The sequence below is a fragment of the Bradyrhizobium sp. CCBAU 21365 genome (assembly GCF_015291305.1).
Classification (GTDB): Bacteria; Pseudomonadota; Alphaproteobacteria; order Rhizobiales; family Xanthobacteraceae; genus Bradyrhizobium; species Bradyrhizobium elkanii.
Genome location: NZ_CP030036.1, coordinates 3,462,229 through 3,479,251, shown reverse-complemented (window position 1 = coordinate 3,479,251; position 17,023 = coordinate 3,462,229). Strand labels below are relative to the sequence as shown.

Below are 17,023 nucleotides of genomic sequence, written 5' to 3'. Positions count from 1 at the left end.
CTGAGCTAGCTAGCGCTCGCGCGGCCGGCGCGAGAAATAGAAGATCAGCACCGGCAGCGTGATCAGGATCACCAGTGGCGCCAGCATCATGCCGGTGACGACGACGATGGCGAGCGGCTTCTGCACCTGCGAGCCGATGCCTTCCGAAATCGCCGCCGGCAACAGGCCGACGCCCGCCACCACGCAGGTCATCAGCACCGGACGCAACTGCAGCTCGCCGGTGCGGATCACCGCGCGCATCCGGTCATAGCCTTCATCGATCAACTGGTTGAACTGCGACAGGATGATGATGCCGTCCATCACGGCGATGCCGAACAGCGCGATGAAGCCGATCGCCGCCGAGACGCTGAACGGAATCCCCGAGATCAGAAGCCCGAGCACGCCGCCGAAGATCGCCATCGGGATCACGCTCATCGCGAGCATGGTGTCGACCATCGAGCCGAAATTGAAGAACAGCAGCACCGCGATCAGCGCGAGGCTGATCGGCACCACGATCGACAGCCGCCTGATCGCATCCTGCAGATTGCCGAATTCGCCGACCCACTCGACACGCGATCCCGGCGGCAGCTGGACCTGCTCGTCGATCTTCTGCTGCGCCTCCCGGATCGCGCTGCCGAGGTCGCGCTCGCGCACCGAGAACTTGATCGGCAGGTAACGTTCCTGCTGTTCGCGGTAGATATAGGCCGCGCCGGAGATCAGGTTGATCGAGGCTACTTCAGAGAGCGGGATCTGCGTGATGCCGCCATTGGCGTTGGCCACCCCGATCCGCAAGTTCTGGATCGCCTCCGCGCTCTTGCGGTATTCCGGCGCAAGGCGGACGATGATCGGGAAGTGCCGGTCGCTGCCGGGCTCATAAAGGTCGCCGGCGCTGTCGCCGCCGACCGCAACCCGGATCGTGGCGTTGATGTCGCCCGGCGACAGGCCATAGCGCGCGGCACGGGCGCGATCGACGTCGATCTGGATGGTCGGCTGGCCGAGCGAGGTGAACACCGCGAGGTCGGTGACACCCTGCACGGTCGACAACACCGACTTGATCTTGTTGGCGGTGTCGGTCAGCGCCTGCAGATCATTGCCGTAGAGCTTGATCGAGTTCTCGCCCTTCACGCCGGACACCGCTTCCGACACGTTGTCCTGCAGATATTGCGAGAAATTGAATTCGACGCCCGGGAATCTCTCCTGCAGCTGCGCCAGCAATTGCGCGGTAAGCACTTCCTTGTCGTGGGTGGTAGGCCATTCGCTGGCCGGCTTCAGCGGCGCGAAGAACTCGGCGTTGAACAGGCCTGCCGCGTCGGTGCCGTCGTCGGGACGGCCATGCTGCGACACCACCGACAGCACCTCGGGACGGCTGCGGATCAGCTTGCGCATCTCGTTGACATAGGCATTGCCTTCCTGCAGCGAGATCGTCGGCGGCAGCGTGGCGCGGATCCACAGATTGCCCTCTTCCAGCTTCGGCAGGAATTCGAGGCCGAGGAAGCGCGCGAAGATGATGGTCATGACCACGAGGCCGGCCGCACCGGTCATCACCATCTTGCGGTTGGCGATCGCCCAGTTCAGCACCGGCACGTAGATCCCGTCGAGCTTCTTGACGATCCAGGTCTCGGTCTCGTGGATGTGCGCCGGCAGGATGATCGCGCTCAGCGCCGGCGTCACCGTGAAGGTCGCAAGCAGGCCGCCGGCAAGCGCATAGGCATAGGTGCGCGCCATCGGGCCGAAGATGTTGCCCTCGACACCGGATAGCGTGAACAGCGGCAGGAACGCCGCGATGATGATCGCCGCGGCAAAGAAGATCGAACGCGACACATCGGCCCCCGCCGACAGGATCGCATGACTCTTCATCCCCATCACCGTGTCCTCGGAGATGTGGCTTCGCTCGTCTTCCGACAGCGCGGTGGTCTGCGACAGCCGGCGGAAGATCGCCTCCACCATGATCACGGTGGCATCGACGATCAGGCCGAAATCGATCGCGCCGACCGACAGCAGATTGGCGGATTCGCCCCGCAGCACCAGGATGATCACGGCGAAGAACAGCGCGAACGGGATCGTCGCGCCGACGATCAGCGCACTGCGGAGGTCGCCGAGGAAGATCCACTGCAACAGCACGATCAGGAGGATGCCGACCACCATGTTGTGCAGCACGGTGTGGGTGGTGAGCTCGATCAGGTCCTTGCGGTCGTAGATCCGCTCGATCTTCACGCCGGGCGGCAGGATCGAGGAATGGTTGATGTCGTGGACCAGCTGCTCGACGCGGGAGATCGTCGGCGAGCTCTGCTCGCCGCGGCGCATCAGCACGATGCCCTGCACGATGTCGTCGTCATTGTCGAGGCCGGCGATGCCGAGCCGCGGCTTCTCGCCGATCGTGACATGGGCAATGTCGCGCACCAGCACCGGATTGCCGCCGGACTGCGAGACCATGGTGTTGGCGAGGTCGTCGATCGAGCGGATCAGGCCGACGCCGCGCACCACGGCCGATTGCGAGCCGATGTTCACGGTGTTGCCGCCGACATTGATGTTGGCGTTGGAAACCGCCTGCAGCACCTGCGGCAGCGTCAGGCCGTTGGCGACCAGCTTGTTGAAGTCGACCTGGATCTCATAGGTCTTGGTCTTGCCGCCCCAGCCGGTCACGTCGATCACGCCGGGCACCGCGCGGAAGCGGCGCTGCAGCACCCAGTCCTGCAGCGTCTTGAGGTCGAGCACGCTGTAGTTCGGCGGTCCCTTCAGGCGGTAGCGGAAGATTTCGCCGATCGGGCTGAGCGGCGAGATGCCGGGCAGCACGTTGCCCGGAAGCGGCGCGAGCTGCGACAGGCGGTTGAGCACCTGTTGCAGCGCCTCGTCATAGGTGTAGTCGAAGGAGAACTGCAGCTTGACGTCGGAAAGGCCGTACAGCGAGATGGTACGGATGGTCTTGAGGTTCTTGATGCCGGCGACCTGGGTCTCGATCGGGATCGTGATGTAGCGCTCGATCTCCTCGGCCGAGAGACCCGGGCTCTGCGTCACGATGTCGACCATCGGCGGGGTCGGATCGGGATAGGCCTCGATGTTGAGCTGCTTGAACGCGAGCAGGCCGCCGATGAAGACGGCCACGAACATGGCCACCATCAAGTAGCGGCGATTGACGGCAAGGGCGACGAGGCGATCCATTCAGATCGGCGCTTTCAACTGGAAGGGACTTTTCTTATTGAGCGTGATCTCCGCGCAAACGCGTTGCGCGTTTGTCGCGAGGGAAAACCGCTTCCCACGTTTCCGGATCATGCGCTTAGGTGCCTGATGCGGCGCGGTCGATGAAGAGGCTTCCCTTCGTCACGATCTGCTCGCCCGGCTTGAGGTTGCCGGCGACCTCGACGAGGTCGCCATTGATGAGGCCGGGCTTGATCTGGCGCAGTTCGATGGTCTTGTCGTCGGGCCTCGCGACCCAGACCCGAACCTGATCACCCTCGTAGATCAGCGCCTGCTTCGGCACGCCGACCGCCGGATGATCGCCCTTCGAATACAGCGTCACATTGGCGAACATCTCGGGCTTCAGCCGCTTGTCGGCGTTGTCGATGGTGGCGCGGACCAGGAGGCGGCGCGAGGTCGCGTCGATCGCCGCGGCGACATAGTTGACCCGGGCGTTCAGCACCTTGCCCGGCAGCGCCATCACGCTGAAGGTGAGGTCCTGCCCGACCGCGACGCTGTCGGCGTCGGATTCGCGGACAAAGGCGATCAGCCAGACGGTCGACAGATCGCCGATCACGTAGACCGGGTCGCTGGCGCCGGTCGAGACATACTGGCCCGGACCGGCCTTGCGCTGAACCACGGTGCCGCCGATCGGCGCGAACACCGTCGTCTCCGGATTGAGGCGGCCCTTCTGCCGCAGCGTCGTGATGTCGTCGTCGCTGAAGCCGAGGATGCGCAGCTTGTTCTGCGCCGCTTCCAAAAGCGTCTGCGCCGAGCGCGCATCATTCTGCGCCTGCACCAGCGCCGCCTGCGCCTGCTGATAATCCTTCAGCGGGATCGCCTTGCCCTCGGACAGATCCTTGGCGCGCTTCTCCTGAATCTGCGCCAGGTCGAGCGCCGACTGCGCCTTGTTGAGGCCGGTCATCGCCGCGACGTAATCGTTCTGCGCCTGCACGGTGTCGGCCGCCTCGATCACGAACAGCGGCTGGCCCTTCACCACGGCATCGCCCGGCCGCACCATGAGGCGGGTGACGCGCCCGGTGTAGGGCGAGTAGACCGGGGTGGAGCGGTCCTCATCGATGCCGATCTTGCCCTCGGTCACCAGCTCGGAGCGGAAGGTGCGCTCGCTCACGGTCTGGAAGGTCAGGCTGGCCCACTCGGCCGCCGACGGCGCATAGCGCGCGCCGCCCTTGCGGGACTGGCTGGAGACTTCCGAAGATGTCTGCTTTTCCGTGCCGAAACGCGTGTAGCCATAGGCACCCGCGCAGGCAACCGCCAGCAGCGCCGCGGCCACGACCAAGCGCGGGCGGCTAAAGCTCTGCATTCTCTTGGTAAACTCTTTCACCATGCGGTCCGCGGGGTCGATCGTTGCAGCGTCCGGCGGGACAGCCCCAGCGGTGCGCTAATAGTGCTGAATTGGCGTATCAAACAACCTAAAAATCGCCCTTCGGCGATGCCAGTCGTTAAAGTTTGGATAGCCTGAACGGCAGCTGAATGTCTCATCCGGGAAACTCCGGGGGAGGAAACTCCGGAGGATGGCTGCCGAGCGGCATGGCCGGACGGGACCAATGGGCCGGGGTCCGCGACAGAACCGCCGCGTGGCGGACCGAGCTCAGCGCGCCGAAACCGGACGGCAGCCGTTCGATGAAGGGCTGCACCGCATCCGCCTTCAGGTCCTCGGTCGCAAGGCCTCCTTCGAGGCGGCCGAGATTCCACAGCCAGCGCCCGGTCTGCGCCAGCGATACCCGGACGTGCCAGCTGCCGCCTTCGCGGGCCTGGCGGGCCTTCGCCATCATAGCACCGAACGCCATGAAATATCCGGTGGCGTGGTCGAGCATCTGGGCCGGCAATTCCTTCGGCCCATCGGTGCCGGCCGCCCGTCCTTCGGCGTGATTGAAGCCGGTCGTGGTCTGCACCAGCGAGTCGAAGCCGCGGCGCTCGGCCCACGGTCCGGCATGACCATAGGCCGACAGCGTCACATAGACGATCCCGGGATTGATCCGCGCCGCTTCGTCCGGCGAGAAGCCGAGCCGCGCAATCGCCTGCGGACGATAGCCCTGCGAGAGAATATCGGCCTGCGCCACGAGACCGCGCATCACGCCCCGCCCCTGCTCGCTCCGCAGCTCGAGGAAGCTCGTGAGCTTGCCGCGGCCGGTGTCGATGGTGAGCCAGGGGATCGCCGGCAGATCGGGACCGGAGATCAGCAGCACGTCGGCACCATGCGCCGCGAGCGTGCGGCCGGCGACGGGACCGGCGATCACGCGCGACAGATCGAGCACACGGATGCCGGCCAGCGGCCGGTTGCCGGCGGGCCACGGCTTCGGCGCGGCCTCGCCGATCTTCTCGATCGAGACCAGCGGCAGCTTTGCCAGTTCTTTGGCATGCGGCGTCGCCGACCATTCGTCGTGCGAGCGCATCAAGGCGACGACGCCGCCGGCGGCGTAGGCCGCGGTCTCAAACGCCTCGCCGTCCCATCGCAGCAGCGCGGCCTGGACCTCGTCACGTTCGGCGTTGCAACCCAGCACCTTGCAGACAGCGTCGCGATGATGCGGGAAATTGGTGTGCAGGCGGACGAAGCGATTGTCTTTGGCACGATAGACGCCGGCGATCTTGTCCCAGGCCGGCGGCGGCGGCTTGTCGTCGACGCGCAAATAGCGCTCGCTGCGGCATTCGACGACGGCATGGCGGATGTCGACCGCGACCTCTTGCTGCTCGCCGCCGCGGGCCTTCCAGATCTCGGCCGCCGCGAGGCCGGCCGCTGCGATCGGCGCCTGCGCTGCGGCTGCGACCCGAAACGACGACGGCAGCTGCGGCTCGCTGCCGGTCAGCGCGACCGCATCGAGCGCGGCCGGCGCGCCGCCGGCGCCGGTCCAGACATCGGAAAGGATTTCACGAATGTCCTGCATGCGCATACCCGTTTGCGATTATTCTATGCCCGAGCATGATGACAAAAAGGCGGTGCCCGATCCCAACTGTCATTTCCAGCCCTGCCTATATCTAGCTCTGCCTGACCCACACAGGAGTTGCAATGGCTGCCATCGATCCCCTCACCGCCGGCGCTGTCTTCCTCGCGACCGCAGCGACCGACGCGGTCTATGTCATGTTCACCTCGGCGGTCGTGGCACGCAAGCGCGTGCCGGCGGCGACCTGGAGCAGCGTCTGGTATGTGCTCTCCTCCTATGCGGTGATCAGCTACACCGAAAACTGGCTCTACGTCGCCTTCGCCGCCCTCGGCTCGTGGGTCGGCGCTTACGCATCGATCACCTTCCTGCACCGCCCACCCGGCGGACCGCCGGTCGGCGCCGCGGTGGAGTAGCATGCAGCGGCTGAGGAAGTCATCCGTCGTCGATGCGACATGGGGCCCGTCCGATAGCGGCCAATTGTAAGCTGCGTGTCAGCATTCGCGTGTAGGCTGCACGTTCGCATTCGCGCGACATCAGTCGATGAACCGATTGGATGGACGATGGCGCGTTCGCGCCGCTGGACTCAGAGAACGCATACGCCGCGGCGAATGTTGTAGGCGGGACTCGCCGTTGCAAGAGTGCATAGCAATTTGCTTCGGTGGTTAAGTCCCAGGCGTCGTCCCGGCGAAGGCCGGGACCCATACGCCGCAGCGGATGTGGTGGATGGCACTCGTCGTTCCAGCATCGCGTAACCATTTGCAACGGTGGTTATGGGTCCCGGCCTTCGCCAGGACGACGATGAGTGTGTGGCGCGGTATGTGAGTCATGCTTCCGCGTTCTCGCGACATGTTTTGTCCGAGCTTTGCATCTCGTTCCGCCCTCTCTTGAACAGAGGGCGCAGGGAAAGCCGGGTGCCGATCGCACCCATGGGCCCCGAGCAATAGGTAGAAAGCTCGGGGGTAGGACCACAGGTGTAACCGGAGCAATCCGGCTCTCCCTGCGCGATGGCTTACGACTTATACGTGCTCTCCCCGGCGAGACTGGGCTTTGTTGTCACCGTCTTCGCAACGCGCGTCGCGCAATGCGAAAAGACACCTACCACTAGGGCGTCAGGCCTGCACGATTTCGCCGTCCACCTTGCGTGCTCTCGTCAGTACCACGCGCAGCGTCCACCGCATCTCGACCCACGTTCGTGACGACCGCGAAGCGCCCCTCGATCGGGTGAGACGGACGAACCATATACTAAGCTGCACTTCTGATAAAGCGAAAAATTTTCGCGCGCGAGGCTTGACAGGTTTTTGCCGAGTTGCCCGTCGGGTTGTTTTGTCGCAGTACGCCGGATCACCGCGATATCAATCTCGGAGATCACCCCACGCCCGCTCATTCCTGCTTCGCAAGCGCTGCGCGTATGAACAGCGGCTCGGAGATTTCCAGCGGCGTCAGTGGTGCCCCCGCCTTCGAGAACCGGCGCCAGTACGCGAGGCTTCCGGCGACATCGACATGCATGATCTCAAGCTTGAGATCATCCGGGTCGGAGAAGAAGAAAGCATAGTAGCCAGGCTCATAGTCATACTCGGCTGGCGGGTCGAGGATCTGCACGCCGCGCGCCAGCAGGAAGTCGTGGAAGCCATCGACCTCGGCGCGCGAACCGACGTTCCAGGCAAGATGGTGGAAGCCCGCCGAATAACGATCATGCGCCTTGTTCGGACTGTCCGGATTGGCGACGCTCATGATGAACCAGTGCAGCGTACCGTGCGGCGCCCAACTCGCCCAAGCGAGACGCGTCCGGCTCTCCTCCACGAGCAGATAGCCCAGCCGCTCCATGACCGGATGATAGAAGGCTTTCGCGCGCGCAATGTCAGACACGGTGAGCCGCAAATGATTGATGGTTCCTGTTCGCTCTGCATGTGGCGTTCCGGGGGCGACGTGCTTGGGATCGGTGCGCATGGACACACTCCTTGAGAGATGACCGATCCGCAAGATGCGGATCGCGTAACGAGATCGATGGGCGAGGTTAGTCGGCGACGCGGCAACCGGTGCGATCGCGGATGAACAGCAGACCAACCACGAAACTCACCACGGCGACGCCGACCGGATACCAGAGCCCGGCATAGGGATCGCCAGTGACCACCACGACGGCGAAGGCGACGAACGGCAGAAAGCCGCCGAACAAGCCGTTGCCGACATGGAACGGCAGCGACAGCGAGGTGTACCGGATGCGCGCCGGAAACAGCTCGACCAGAAACGCTGCCATCGGCCCATAGACCATGGTGGCCCACACCATCATCACAGTCAGCAGCAGCGTCGCAGGCACCCAGCGGATCTGCGAGGGATCGGTGGCCTTCGGATATCCGGCTGCGGCGAGCGCCGCGGCGTAGGCGGTGGCGTCGTAGCCCCTGATCTCGGCGACACCGATGCGCACCACCACGCCGGCCGGATCGGTGGTCGGGACGCTGGCATAGGTGACACCGGCCTTGGAGAGAAAATCCCTGGCGAGATCGCATGACGTTACCGGTTTGGCGAACACATTGACGTTGCAATCGTGCGCTGCGACGGTAACGGGGCTGTTGCGCTGAGCGGTATCGAGCGCCGGGTTCACCGCAGCGGTCAGCGCATGAAACAGCGGGAAATAGGTGAGCGCCGCGAGCAGGAAGCCGCCGACGATCAGCGGCTTGCGGCCGATGCGATCGGATAGCGCGCCAAACAAGATGTAGAGTGGCGTGCCGGCGACGAGTGCAAGCGCGATCAGCAGGTAGGCGTTGACATAATCGAGCTTCAACGTCGCGGTGAGGAAGTAGAGCGCATAGAACTGGCCGGTGTACCAGACCACCGCCTGCCCCGCGGTCGCACCGAACAACGCGACCAGAATGCGGCTCAGGTTGGTCCAGTTGCCGAAGCTGTCGCGGAACGGCGCGCGCGAGACTGCGCCGGTACGTTTCATCGCCGCAAAAACCGGCGATTCCTCCAGCCGCAGCCGGATGTAGACGGAGATGCCGAGCAGCGCAACCGAGAGGATAAATGGAATTCGCCAGCCCCAGGCCGCGAACGACGCCGCGTCCATTGTCTGGCGGCAGACCAGGATGACACCGAGCGACAGCAGAAGACCGACGGTGGACGTGGTTTGGATCCAACTGGTGTGACGGCCGCGCAAGTGATCCGGCGCATGCTCGGCGACGTAGATCGCCGCGCCACCGTACTCGCCACCGATCGCAAGCCCTTGCAACAAGCGCAGGCCGACCAGCAGCACCGGCGCCAGCAGGCCGACCGCGGCATAGGTCGGCAGGAGGCCCACCGCAGCGGTCGACAGGCCCATAATCAGGATAGTGACGAGGAAAGTGTATTTGCGCCCGACCATATCCCCGAGGCGGCCAAACACAAGCGCGCCCAGCGGGCGCACGGCGAAGCCCGCACCGAACGTGGCGAGGCTTGCGAGGAAGGCCGCCGTGTCGTTGCCGGGCGGAAAGAACAGCGCACCGAAAAACACCGCCAGCGCGCCGTATATGTAGAAATCGTACCATTCGAAGATGGTGCCGAGCGATGCGGCGGTGATAACCAGCCGCCGCGACGCTGCAGCCTCCGGCACGACATCGTTGTCCGTCATGGTGACCATGTTGTCCCTCCCCTATAATGCGAAGTCGTCGGCATAGGCGCCGAGCGCCTGCGCCCCGCCCGTGTGCAAGAACACGACGTGCTGACCGCGCCGAAACCGACCCGCGCGGATCAGCGCGATCAAACCCGCCATCGCCTTGCCGCTGTAGACGGGATCAAGCAGCAGTCCCTCGGTCTCGGCGGCAATGCGAATGGCAGCGATCGTCTCGGCCGCTGGCCGGCCATAGCCCGGACCGACAAAGCGGTCGTCCACCGCGACCGCGGCATCCACCGCGTGCAGGTCGCTGATGCCGATCCGCGCGGCTGCCGCGCGTAGCGCCTGCAGCACCCGCCCTCGTTGGCGCTCCACCGGCGCACCGACCGAGATGCCAAGCACATCGAGCGCAGCGCCAGCCATCCGCGTGGCGAGCAACAGCCCCGCCTGCGTGCCGCCACTGCCTGTGGCATGCACGACCGTGGTCGCGTTGACGCCGAGGGCGCCAAGCTGGGCCAGCAGCTCCAGGCCGCCGGCGACATAGCCAAGCGTGCCTACGGCGTTGGACCCGCCCACGGGTATGACACAAGGTCGCCGCCCTTGCGCGCGCTCTTCCTCGGCGATGCGAGCCAGCACTGGTGCGCTCTCGACATCGCCGGCGCGGCGGATCTCGGCGCGAAGCAGGCGATCGAGCAGCAGATTGCCGTTGTTCTGGTAAGCATCGCCGCGCCCTGTGACGGTCTCGGTGAGCAGCAGGATCGTGCGCAGACCGAAGCGCGCCGCGGCGGCCGTGACCTGCCGCGCATGATTGGACTGAACCGCGCCGGCTGTGATCACCGTATCGGCAGCATCCGCCAGCGCCTCACCAATGAGAAATTCGAGCTTGCGCGCCTTGTTGCCGCCGCCGGCCAGGCCGGTGCAGTCATCGCGCTTCACCCACACCGTGGGTCCGTCAAGGGCGTGGGAAAGCCGATCGAGCCGTTCCAGCGCTGTGGGCGCGTGAACGATGGCGACCCGCGGATGCGGAGCAAGCCAGCGTGCCGCCACTCCCCGATCATCCGCTTGCCGCGGCAGCTCACCCATCGTCCATCCCTATGTATTTGCTGCAAGCGATCGGCAGCCATTGTTTGGCGACGGAAGGGACGCTACATTTCGACCTTTGATTAGTGAAACGAGTTATTTCGATGGAAACCCATCGGAATTATAGATGGATCGGCCATGAACCTCGATCTCGAGCTGGTGCGCACCTTTCTCGCGGTGATTGAGCAGGGCGGCTTCACGCGCGCTGCCGGTCGGCTGCACAAGACGCAGTCCACGATCAGCCTGCACATCCGTCGCCTGGAGGAGATCGTCGGGCGGCCGTTGTTCGACCGTCAGGGCCGTGGCGTCGCCCTGACCGAACAGGGCGAGGTGCTGCGAACCTACGCGGAAGCGTTGCTCGAGTTGAACGACGAAGCACTGTTGAAGCTGCGGCGACCGCCGGTGACCGGCACGGTGCGGCTCGGACTGCCGGAGGATTTCGCCACGCGCCATTTGCCGCTGGTGCTGCGCCGTTTCACTGCCGCGCATCCCGCGATTCGCCTTGAGGTGCGCAGCGCGCTGACGGCAGAACTGATGCGGGATCTCGGCAACGGCGATCTCGATATCGTGCTGGCGCGCCGTGAATTCGAGGCGACTGACGGCGATGCGCTGTGGCGCGAGCCGCTCGTTTGGGTGGGTGCACGCGGCCGCGCTTTCGCGGCAGATCCGCTGCCGCTGGTGATGTTTCCGCATGGTTGCGTCTATCGTCCCGAGGTCCTGCGGCGGATGCGCGCCTGCGCGCGACCGTGGGAGATCGTCTACACCAGCACCAGCCTCGCGGGCGTGCAGGCTGCGGTCTCCGCCGGCATTGGCATCACCGCCTTGGCGGAAAGCACCGTGCTGCCTGAGTTCGAAATTCTAGGCGCGGCCGACGGGCTGCCCGCGCTGCCGGACACCGAGATCGCGCTCTATGCCGGGGCCACGCGCAGCGAAGCCGCGCGCTATCTCGGAACCTATCTTTCGGACTCGGTGCAGAACCTCGCGCCGCCAGCGCGAGGAGACAGCTTGCGCGATGCACCCGTGAGAATCGCGCGCTGATGCAGCGACGATAAACGGTGGTCGGCCGCATGCTCCGGCACACCGCACAATGCGCCCTACTCTTATTTGCGCGCCTCGAAGGATGCACGGCCCCGCTGGCAGTCGCGCGGAGAAAGCCGGGCCGTCGCCCTTCGAGACGGCCGCTCCGCGGCCTCCTCAGGGTAACGGTGAGAGAGCCGTCGCACGCGGTTCAATGGAAATCGCGGGACGGCGGCAGGATGCGGACGTTGCGCGGGTGGCGGATCTTTTGCGGCGAGTTGTCGCCGTGATCGCGCCTGTCGTCGTTGAGCGGCTCGATCAGCGCGGGGCCCGCCGGCACCGGATGCTTGCGGCTCAAGGATTCATTGGCGAGGCCGATCAGATCGTGGGAGCGATCGGTCATGCGCTGCGCCACCAGATGCGTCACGCCCTCCGGGCTGCTCTGGATATAGCCCTCGACCAGGATCAGGCGCGCGCCCATCACCTCCTTGCGGTACTGCTCCATCACCTTCGGCCATACCACGATGTTGGCGATGCCGGTCTCGTCCTCCAGCGTCATGAACACGACGCCCTTGGCGCTGCCCGGCCGCTGCCGCACCAGCACGACGCCGGCACAGCGGACGCGGCGGCGGTCGTTGCTCAGGTTGATGATGTGACAGGCGACGACGCGCTCTCTGGTGAACATCTCGCGCAAGAATTCCATCGGATGGCCCTTCAGCGACAGGCGGATGGTCTGATAGTCGGCGACCACCTGCTCCGGACGCGGCATCTCCGGCAGCGGCTTGGCGCCCTCATCCGGCTGCTCGCGCGCGGTGGCGGCCTCGAACAGCGGCAGCGGCACGTCGTCGAGCAGCCGCCGCACCGCCCACAGCGCCTCGCGGCGGTCGAGCCCGAGCGAGCGGAACGCATCGGCGTCGGCGAGCAGGATCAGCGCGCGCTTGGGCAGGCCGGTGTCGCGCGCGAAATCTTCCAGCGAGGTGAACGGCCGGCGGTTGCGCGCGGCAACGATGCGGTCGGCCCAGTCGAGTTCTCCGTCCAAGGCCGCTCGGGAGGTGGGAGGGTTCCCTCCCCCCTTGCGGGGTCCGAGGCGAGCGAAGCTCGCTCTCGAGGTTAGGGAGAGGGGTAAGCCGCACGGGCGGTGGTCGTGGCTTACCCCTCTCTCCAACTCTCCCCCGCAAGGGGGGAGAGAGCCCATCCGTTCGTGCCTCCCTGACTCATGTACATCTGCGCTTCGCACATCCCGGAATGACAACTGTAACTGCTTCAACCGCTCCTCGTCCTCATCCAGCCAGTGAAATCCGTCGATCTGGCGAAAGCCGAGCCGCACCGCGCAATGATCGCCGACCTTCTCCTCCAGCGTGTTCTGCGCAAAGCTATGGGAGACATCGACCTCGCGCACCGTGACGCCGTTCTTGCGGGCGTCGCCGACGATCTGGGCCGGGGCATAGAAGCCCATCGGCTGCGAGTTGAGCAGGCCGCAGCAGAACGCATCGGGATGATGGTGCTTCAGCCATGAGGAGATGTAAACGAGTTGGGCAAAGCTCGCGGCATGGCTTTCCGGGAAGCCGTAACTGCCAAAGCCCTTGATCTGGTCGAAGCAGCTGCGGGCGAAGTCCGGCGAATAGCCGCGCGCCACCATGTTGCCGACCAGCTTCTCCTCGTAGCTGCCGATGGTGCCGAGATTGCGGAAGGTCGCCATCGAGCGGCGCAGGCCATTGGCTTCCTCGGAGGTGAACTTTGCCGCCTCGATCGCGATCCGCATCGCCTGCTCCTGGAACAGCGGCACGCCGAGCGTCTTGTGCAGCACGTTGTAGAGTTCGTCTTTGTCACCCTGGTCGGGCGCCGGCGATGGATAAGTCACCTGCTCCTGCTTGTTACGCCGCCTGAGATAAGGATGCACCATGTCGCCCTGGATCGGCCCGGGGCGCACGATCGCGACCTCGATAACGAGATCGTAGAAGGTCTGCGGCCTCAGCCGCGGCAGCATGTTCATCTGGGCGCGGCTCTCGACCTGGAACACGCCGAGCGACTCGCCGCGGCACAACATGTCGTAGACCTCTTCTTCGTCCTGCGGGACGGTGGCGAGCTCCCGGCGCTCGCCCTTGTGGTCGGCGATCAGGTCGAAACATTTGCGGATGCAGGTCAGCATGCCCAGCGCCAGCACGTCGACCTTCATCATGTGAAGCGCGTCGACGTCGTCCTTGTCCCATTCGATGAAGGTGCGGTCGTCCATCGCGGCGTTGCCGATCGGCACATAGGTGTCGAGCCGGTCCTGGGTCAGCACATAGCCGCCGACATGCTGCGAGAGATGGCGCGGAAACTCGATCAGCTCGGTGGCAAGCTCGACCGCGAGGTTGATCATCGCATTTTTGGGATCCAGCCCGGCCTGGCGCACCTGCATGTCGTTGAGGCCCTTGCCCCAGCTGCCCCACACGGTGTCGGCGAGCGCCGCGGTGACGTCCTCGGTCAGCCCGAGCGCCTTGCCGACGTCACGGATCGCGCTGCGCGGGCGATAATGGATCACGGTGGCGATGATCGCGGCACGGTGGCGGCCGTAGCGGCGGTAGACATATTGCATCACCTCCTCGCGCCGCGAATGCTCGAAATCGACGTCGATGTCGGGCGGCTCCAGCCGCTCCTTGGAGATGAAGCGCTCGAACAACAGATCGACCTTGGTCGGATCGACCGAGGTGACGCCGAGCACGAAGCAGACCGCGGAATTCGCCGCCGAGCCGCGCCCCTGGCACAGGATGTTCTGGCTGCGCGCATAGTGCACGATGTCATGCACGGTGAGGAAGTAATGCGCGTATTTCAGCTCGGCGATCAGCGCGAGCTCCTTGTTCAGGGTGGTGCGAAGCTTTTCGTCGATCTCGCCGCCGAAATATTTGTCGACACCGGCCCAGGTCAAATCTTCCAGATGCTGCTGCGCGGTCTTGCCCGGCGGCACCGGCTCGTCGGGATACTGATATTTGAGCTGGTCGAGCGAGAAAGAGATGCGCGCAGCAAAGCGCATGGTTTCCGCGATCGCGTCAGGCAGATCGCGGAACAGCCTGATCATTTCATGCGCCGGCTTGAGATGCCGCTCGGCATTGGCCTCGAGCCTGCGGCCAACCGCCTCGATCGTGGTCTTTTCGCGGATGCAGGTCAGCACGTCCTGCAGCGGGCGCCGCGCCGGATGGTGATAGAGCACCTCATTGGTGGCGAGCAGCGGCACACCGGCGTCAGTGGCGAGGCCATGCAGCCGCGCGAGACGGCGCTTGTCGTCGCCGCGATAGAGCAGGCTTGCGGCAAGCCAGACGCCGTCGGCGGCGCTTGCCTTCAGTTGCGCAAGGATATCGAGCGCAACAGGCGCCTCGAAGCGGTGCGACAGCGCCAGCACCAAAAGCTGGCCTTCGGCGAAGTCGATGAGATCGGACAGGGTAAGCCGGCAGTCGCCCTTCTCGATGCGCTCGATGTCGTCGCCGCGCTTGCCGCGGGTCAAGAGCTGGCACAGCCGGCCATAGGCGGCGCGATCGCGCGGATAGACCAGGATGTCGGGCGTAGAGTCGATGAAGACGATGCGGGCGCCGATCAAAAGCTTTGGCGGATGGGCGACCTTCTCGCTGTCGAGCTCCTTCCAGGCGCGCACCACGCCGGCCAGCGTGTTGTGATCGGCGAGCCCGATCACGGGAATCCCGAGTTCGCTCGCCTGATGCACATAGGCGCGTGGATCGGAACCGCCGCGCAGGAAGGAGAAATTGCTGGTGATGCCGATCTCGGCATAGTCGGGTGGAGGTGCGCTCATGCGAACAGCCCGTGCACATACCAGTTGGCCGGAACCGGCCTGCCTTCCTCGTCGCGCAGCTCGCTCTCGTAGAGGCCGTCGCGAAAGATCCAGAAGCGCTGGCCCTCGGCGTCCTCGACGCGGAAATAATCGCGCGTCAGCGACGCGCCGTCCTGCTTCCACCATTCCATCGCGATGCGCTCGGGACCCTCGACCCGCACCACGTCGTGCTGCGCGCGCCGCCAAGTGAATTGATGCGGCGGACCGTCGGGCACGGTCGCGAACGGCACCTTGATCGGTTCGGGCCGCTCGAACAGCCTGAGCGGACGCAGCGGCGGTTCGCCCGCAACGCGCTCCGGCCAGGCGGCGGCGCCCGCCGCGGCCAGATGATGCTGCGCCGGCAGCGCCAGCGCCGATCGTTCGGGGATGTGGCTCTCCAGCGGCAGATGCACGACGACGCGTTTGCCGCCGATGCGCGCGGCGATGCGGTCGATCAGCGCCGAGAGCTCGTCATTGTCGTGTATGGTGGCGTCGAGATCGCGCTGCTGCTGCACCACGATCTCGGTACGCCCTGCGGCAAGGCGGATGAGATCGAAGCCGAAGCCGGGATCGAGCGGATCATTCAGCGCATCGAGCCGCTCGCGGAACAGGCGGTCGATCATCTCGGGCCGCGTCACCGGACGCCCGGTCTCGACCATGATCGCGCGCACCGCGCCGTCGGTGCGGAAGAAGCTCGCTTCCAGCTGCCGCGCGCCCTTGCCCTGCTTGTCCATCGCCGCAACCAGCATCTTGGCGAGGCTCGAGAGCGTCAGCGCGATCACGGTGTCGGTCGCGACCGGCTCGGGGAAACGCTTCTCGACGATGTAATCGGGCAGCGGCTTGCGCGGGCTGATCGGGGCATCGCCCTGCCCGAGCGCGTGGCCGAGCAAGGTGGTGAAGGCCGCACCGAACCGCGCCGAGATTTCATGCGGCGCGCGCGAGGCGACATCGGCGATGGTCTTCAAGCCGGCGCGGCGCAGGCCGGTGGTGACAGCGGCATCGGCACCGAGCGCCGACACCGGCAGCGGGCCGACCGCCGCCGCCTCCTCGCCATCGGCGGCAATCCTGCCCGAGGCGGTGCGCGTCAGCGTACGCGCCGCGATCGAGGTGCCGGCAATCGCCGCGCTGACGGCAAAGCCGCGTCGGCTCAGCGCCCCCGTCACGGTCTGCAGCAGCGCGCGCTCGCCGCCGAACAGATGCGCGCAGCCGGTGATGTCGAGAAACAGACCGTAGGGCAGATCGAGCGCCACCAGCGGCGTGAAGCGGTCGCACCAGTCGGCGATGTCGTTCAGCGTCTTCAGATCGGCGGCGGGATCGGCGTCATAGACCGTGAGCTCCGGACAGATCGCCCGCGCATTGGCGAGCGGCAGCCCGATCGACAGCCCGGCCCGCACCGCCGCCTCGTCGATCGCGTGCAGCAGGATCGCGTTGTGGTCTTTTGCAACGACGACGCTGGGGAGGCAGTTGCCTAACTCATTTGTAAGG

Annotated in this window: 9 protein-coding genes and 1 pseudogene; 2 read left to right on the top strand and 8 right to left on the bottom strand. The window is 65.4% G+C overall.

Features of this window, described 5'->3' with window-relative positions; all coding sequences use genetic code 11:
• Positions 1–9: 9 nt before the first annotated feature.
• The 3 genes from XI02_RS15825 to XI02_RS15815 all read right to left on the bottom strand — a co-directional run bounded on the left by XI02_RS15825 (position 10) and on the right by XI02_RS15815 (position 6,059).
• A complete protein-coding gene (locus XI02_RS15825; RefSeq protein WP_172648163.1) occupies positions 10–3,138 on the bottom strand; it encodes an efflux RND transporter permease subunit in 3,129 nt (1,042 codons plus the stop codon).
• Positions 3,139–3,253: 115 nt separating this feature from the next.
• Positions 3,254–4,501: an efflux RND transporter periplasmic adaptor subunit gene (locus XI02_RS15820; protein WP_018270630.1), complete on the bottom strand. Its 1,248-nt coding sequence runs from the start codon at positions 4,499–4,501 to the stop codon at positions 3,254–3,256.
• A 151-nt stretch (positions 4,502–4,652) separates the two neighbouring features.
• Positions 4,653–6,059, bottom strand: a complete 1,407-nt coding sequence (locus XI02_RS15815; protein WP_194483457.1) for a CoA transferase — start codon at positions 6,057–6,059, stop codon at positions 4,653–4,655.
• Between the two features lie 122 nt (positions 6,060–6,181).
• Between XI02_RS15815 and XI02_RS15810 the strand changes: the two genes are divergently transcribed.
• Positions 6,182–6,469, top strand: a complete 288-nt coding sequence (locus tag XI02_RS15810; protein WP_018270628.1) for a hypothetical protein — start codon at positions 6,182–6,184, stop codon at positions 6,467–6,469.
• Between the two features lie 967 nt (positions 6,470–7,436).
• Here XI02_RS15810 and XI02_RS15805 read toward each other — a convergent pair.
• Genes XI02_RS15805 through XI02_RS15795 form a run of 3 tightly spaced genes read right to left on the bottom strand, consistent with a single transcriptional unit; the run spans position 7,437 to position 10,722 of the window.
• Positions 7,437–8,036 (bottom strand): VOC family protein, encoded by a 600-nt coding sequence (locus XI02_RS15805; protein ID WP_244980706.1) that lies wholly within the window; start codon positions 8,034–8,036, stop codon positions 7,437–7,439.
• A 34-nt stretch (positions 8,037–8,070) separates the two neighbouring features.
• The gene (locus XI02_RS15800; protein WP_172648165.1) at positions 8,071–9,666 is read right to left on the bottom strand and encodes an MFS transporter; all 1,596 of its coding nucleotides are present in this window, start codon (positions 9,664–9,666) and stop codon (positions 8,071–8,073) included.
• A 12-nt stretch (positions 9,667–9,678) separates the two neighbouring features.
• A complete protein-coding gene (locus XI02_RS15795) occupies positions 9,679–10,722 on the bottom strand; it encodes a D-cysteine desulfhydrase family protein (RefSeq protein ID WP_244980707.1) in 1,044 nt (347 codons plus the stop codon).
• Positions 10,723–10,857: 135 nt separating this feature from the next.
• On the opposite strand from XI02_RS15795, the gene XI02_RS15790 reads away from it, so the two are divergent.
• On the top strand, positions 10,858–11,757 hold the full coding sequence (locus XI02_RS15790; RefSeq protein WP_038379491.1) for a LysR substrate-binding domain-containing protein: 900 nt from the start codon (positions 10,858–10,860) through the stop codon (positions 11,755–11,757).
• A 190-nt stretch (positions 11,758–11,947) separates the two neighbouring features.
• Here XI02_RS15790 and XI02_RS15785 read toward each other — a convergent pair whose 3' ends face one another.
• Together XI02_RS15785 and XI02_RS15780 are read right to left on the bottom strand one after the other, a co-directional pair.
• Positions 11,948–15,520, bottom strand: a complete 3,573-nt coding sequence (locus XI02_RS15785; protein ID WP_172648166.1) for an error-prone DNA polymerase — start codon at positions 15,518–15,520, stop codon at positions 11,948–11,950.
• A pseudogene (locus tag XI02_RS15780) lies at positions 15,517–16,995 on the bottom strand (DNA polymerase Y family protein); the annotation flags it as partial. The pseudogene XI02_RS15780 and the gene XI02_RS15785, both read right to left, overlap by 4 nt.
• Positions 16,996–17,023 lie beyond the last annotated feature (28 nt).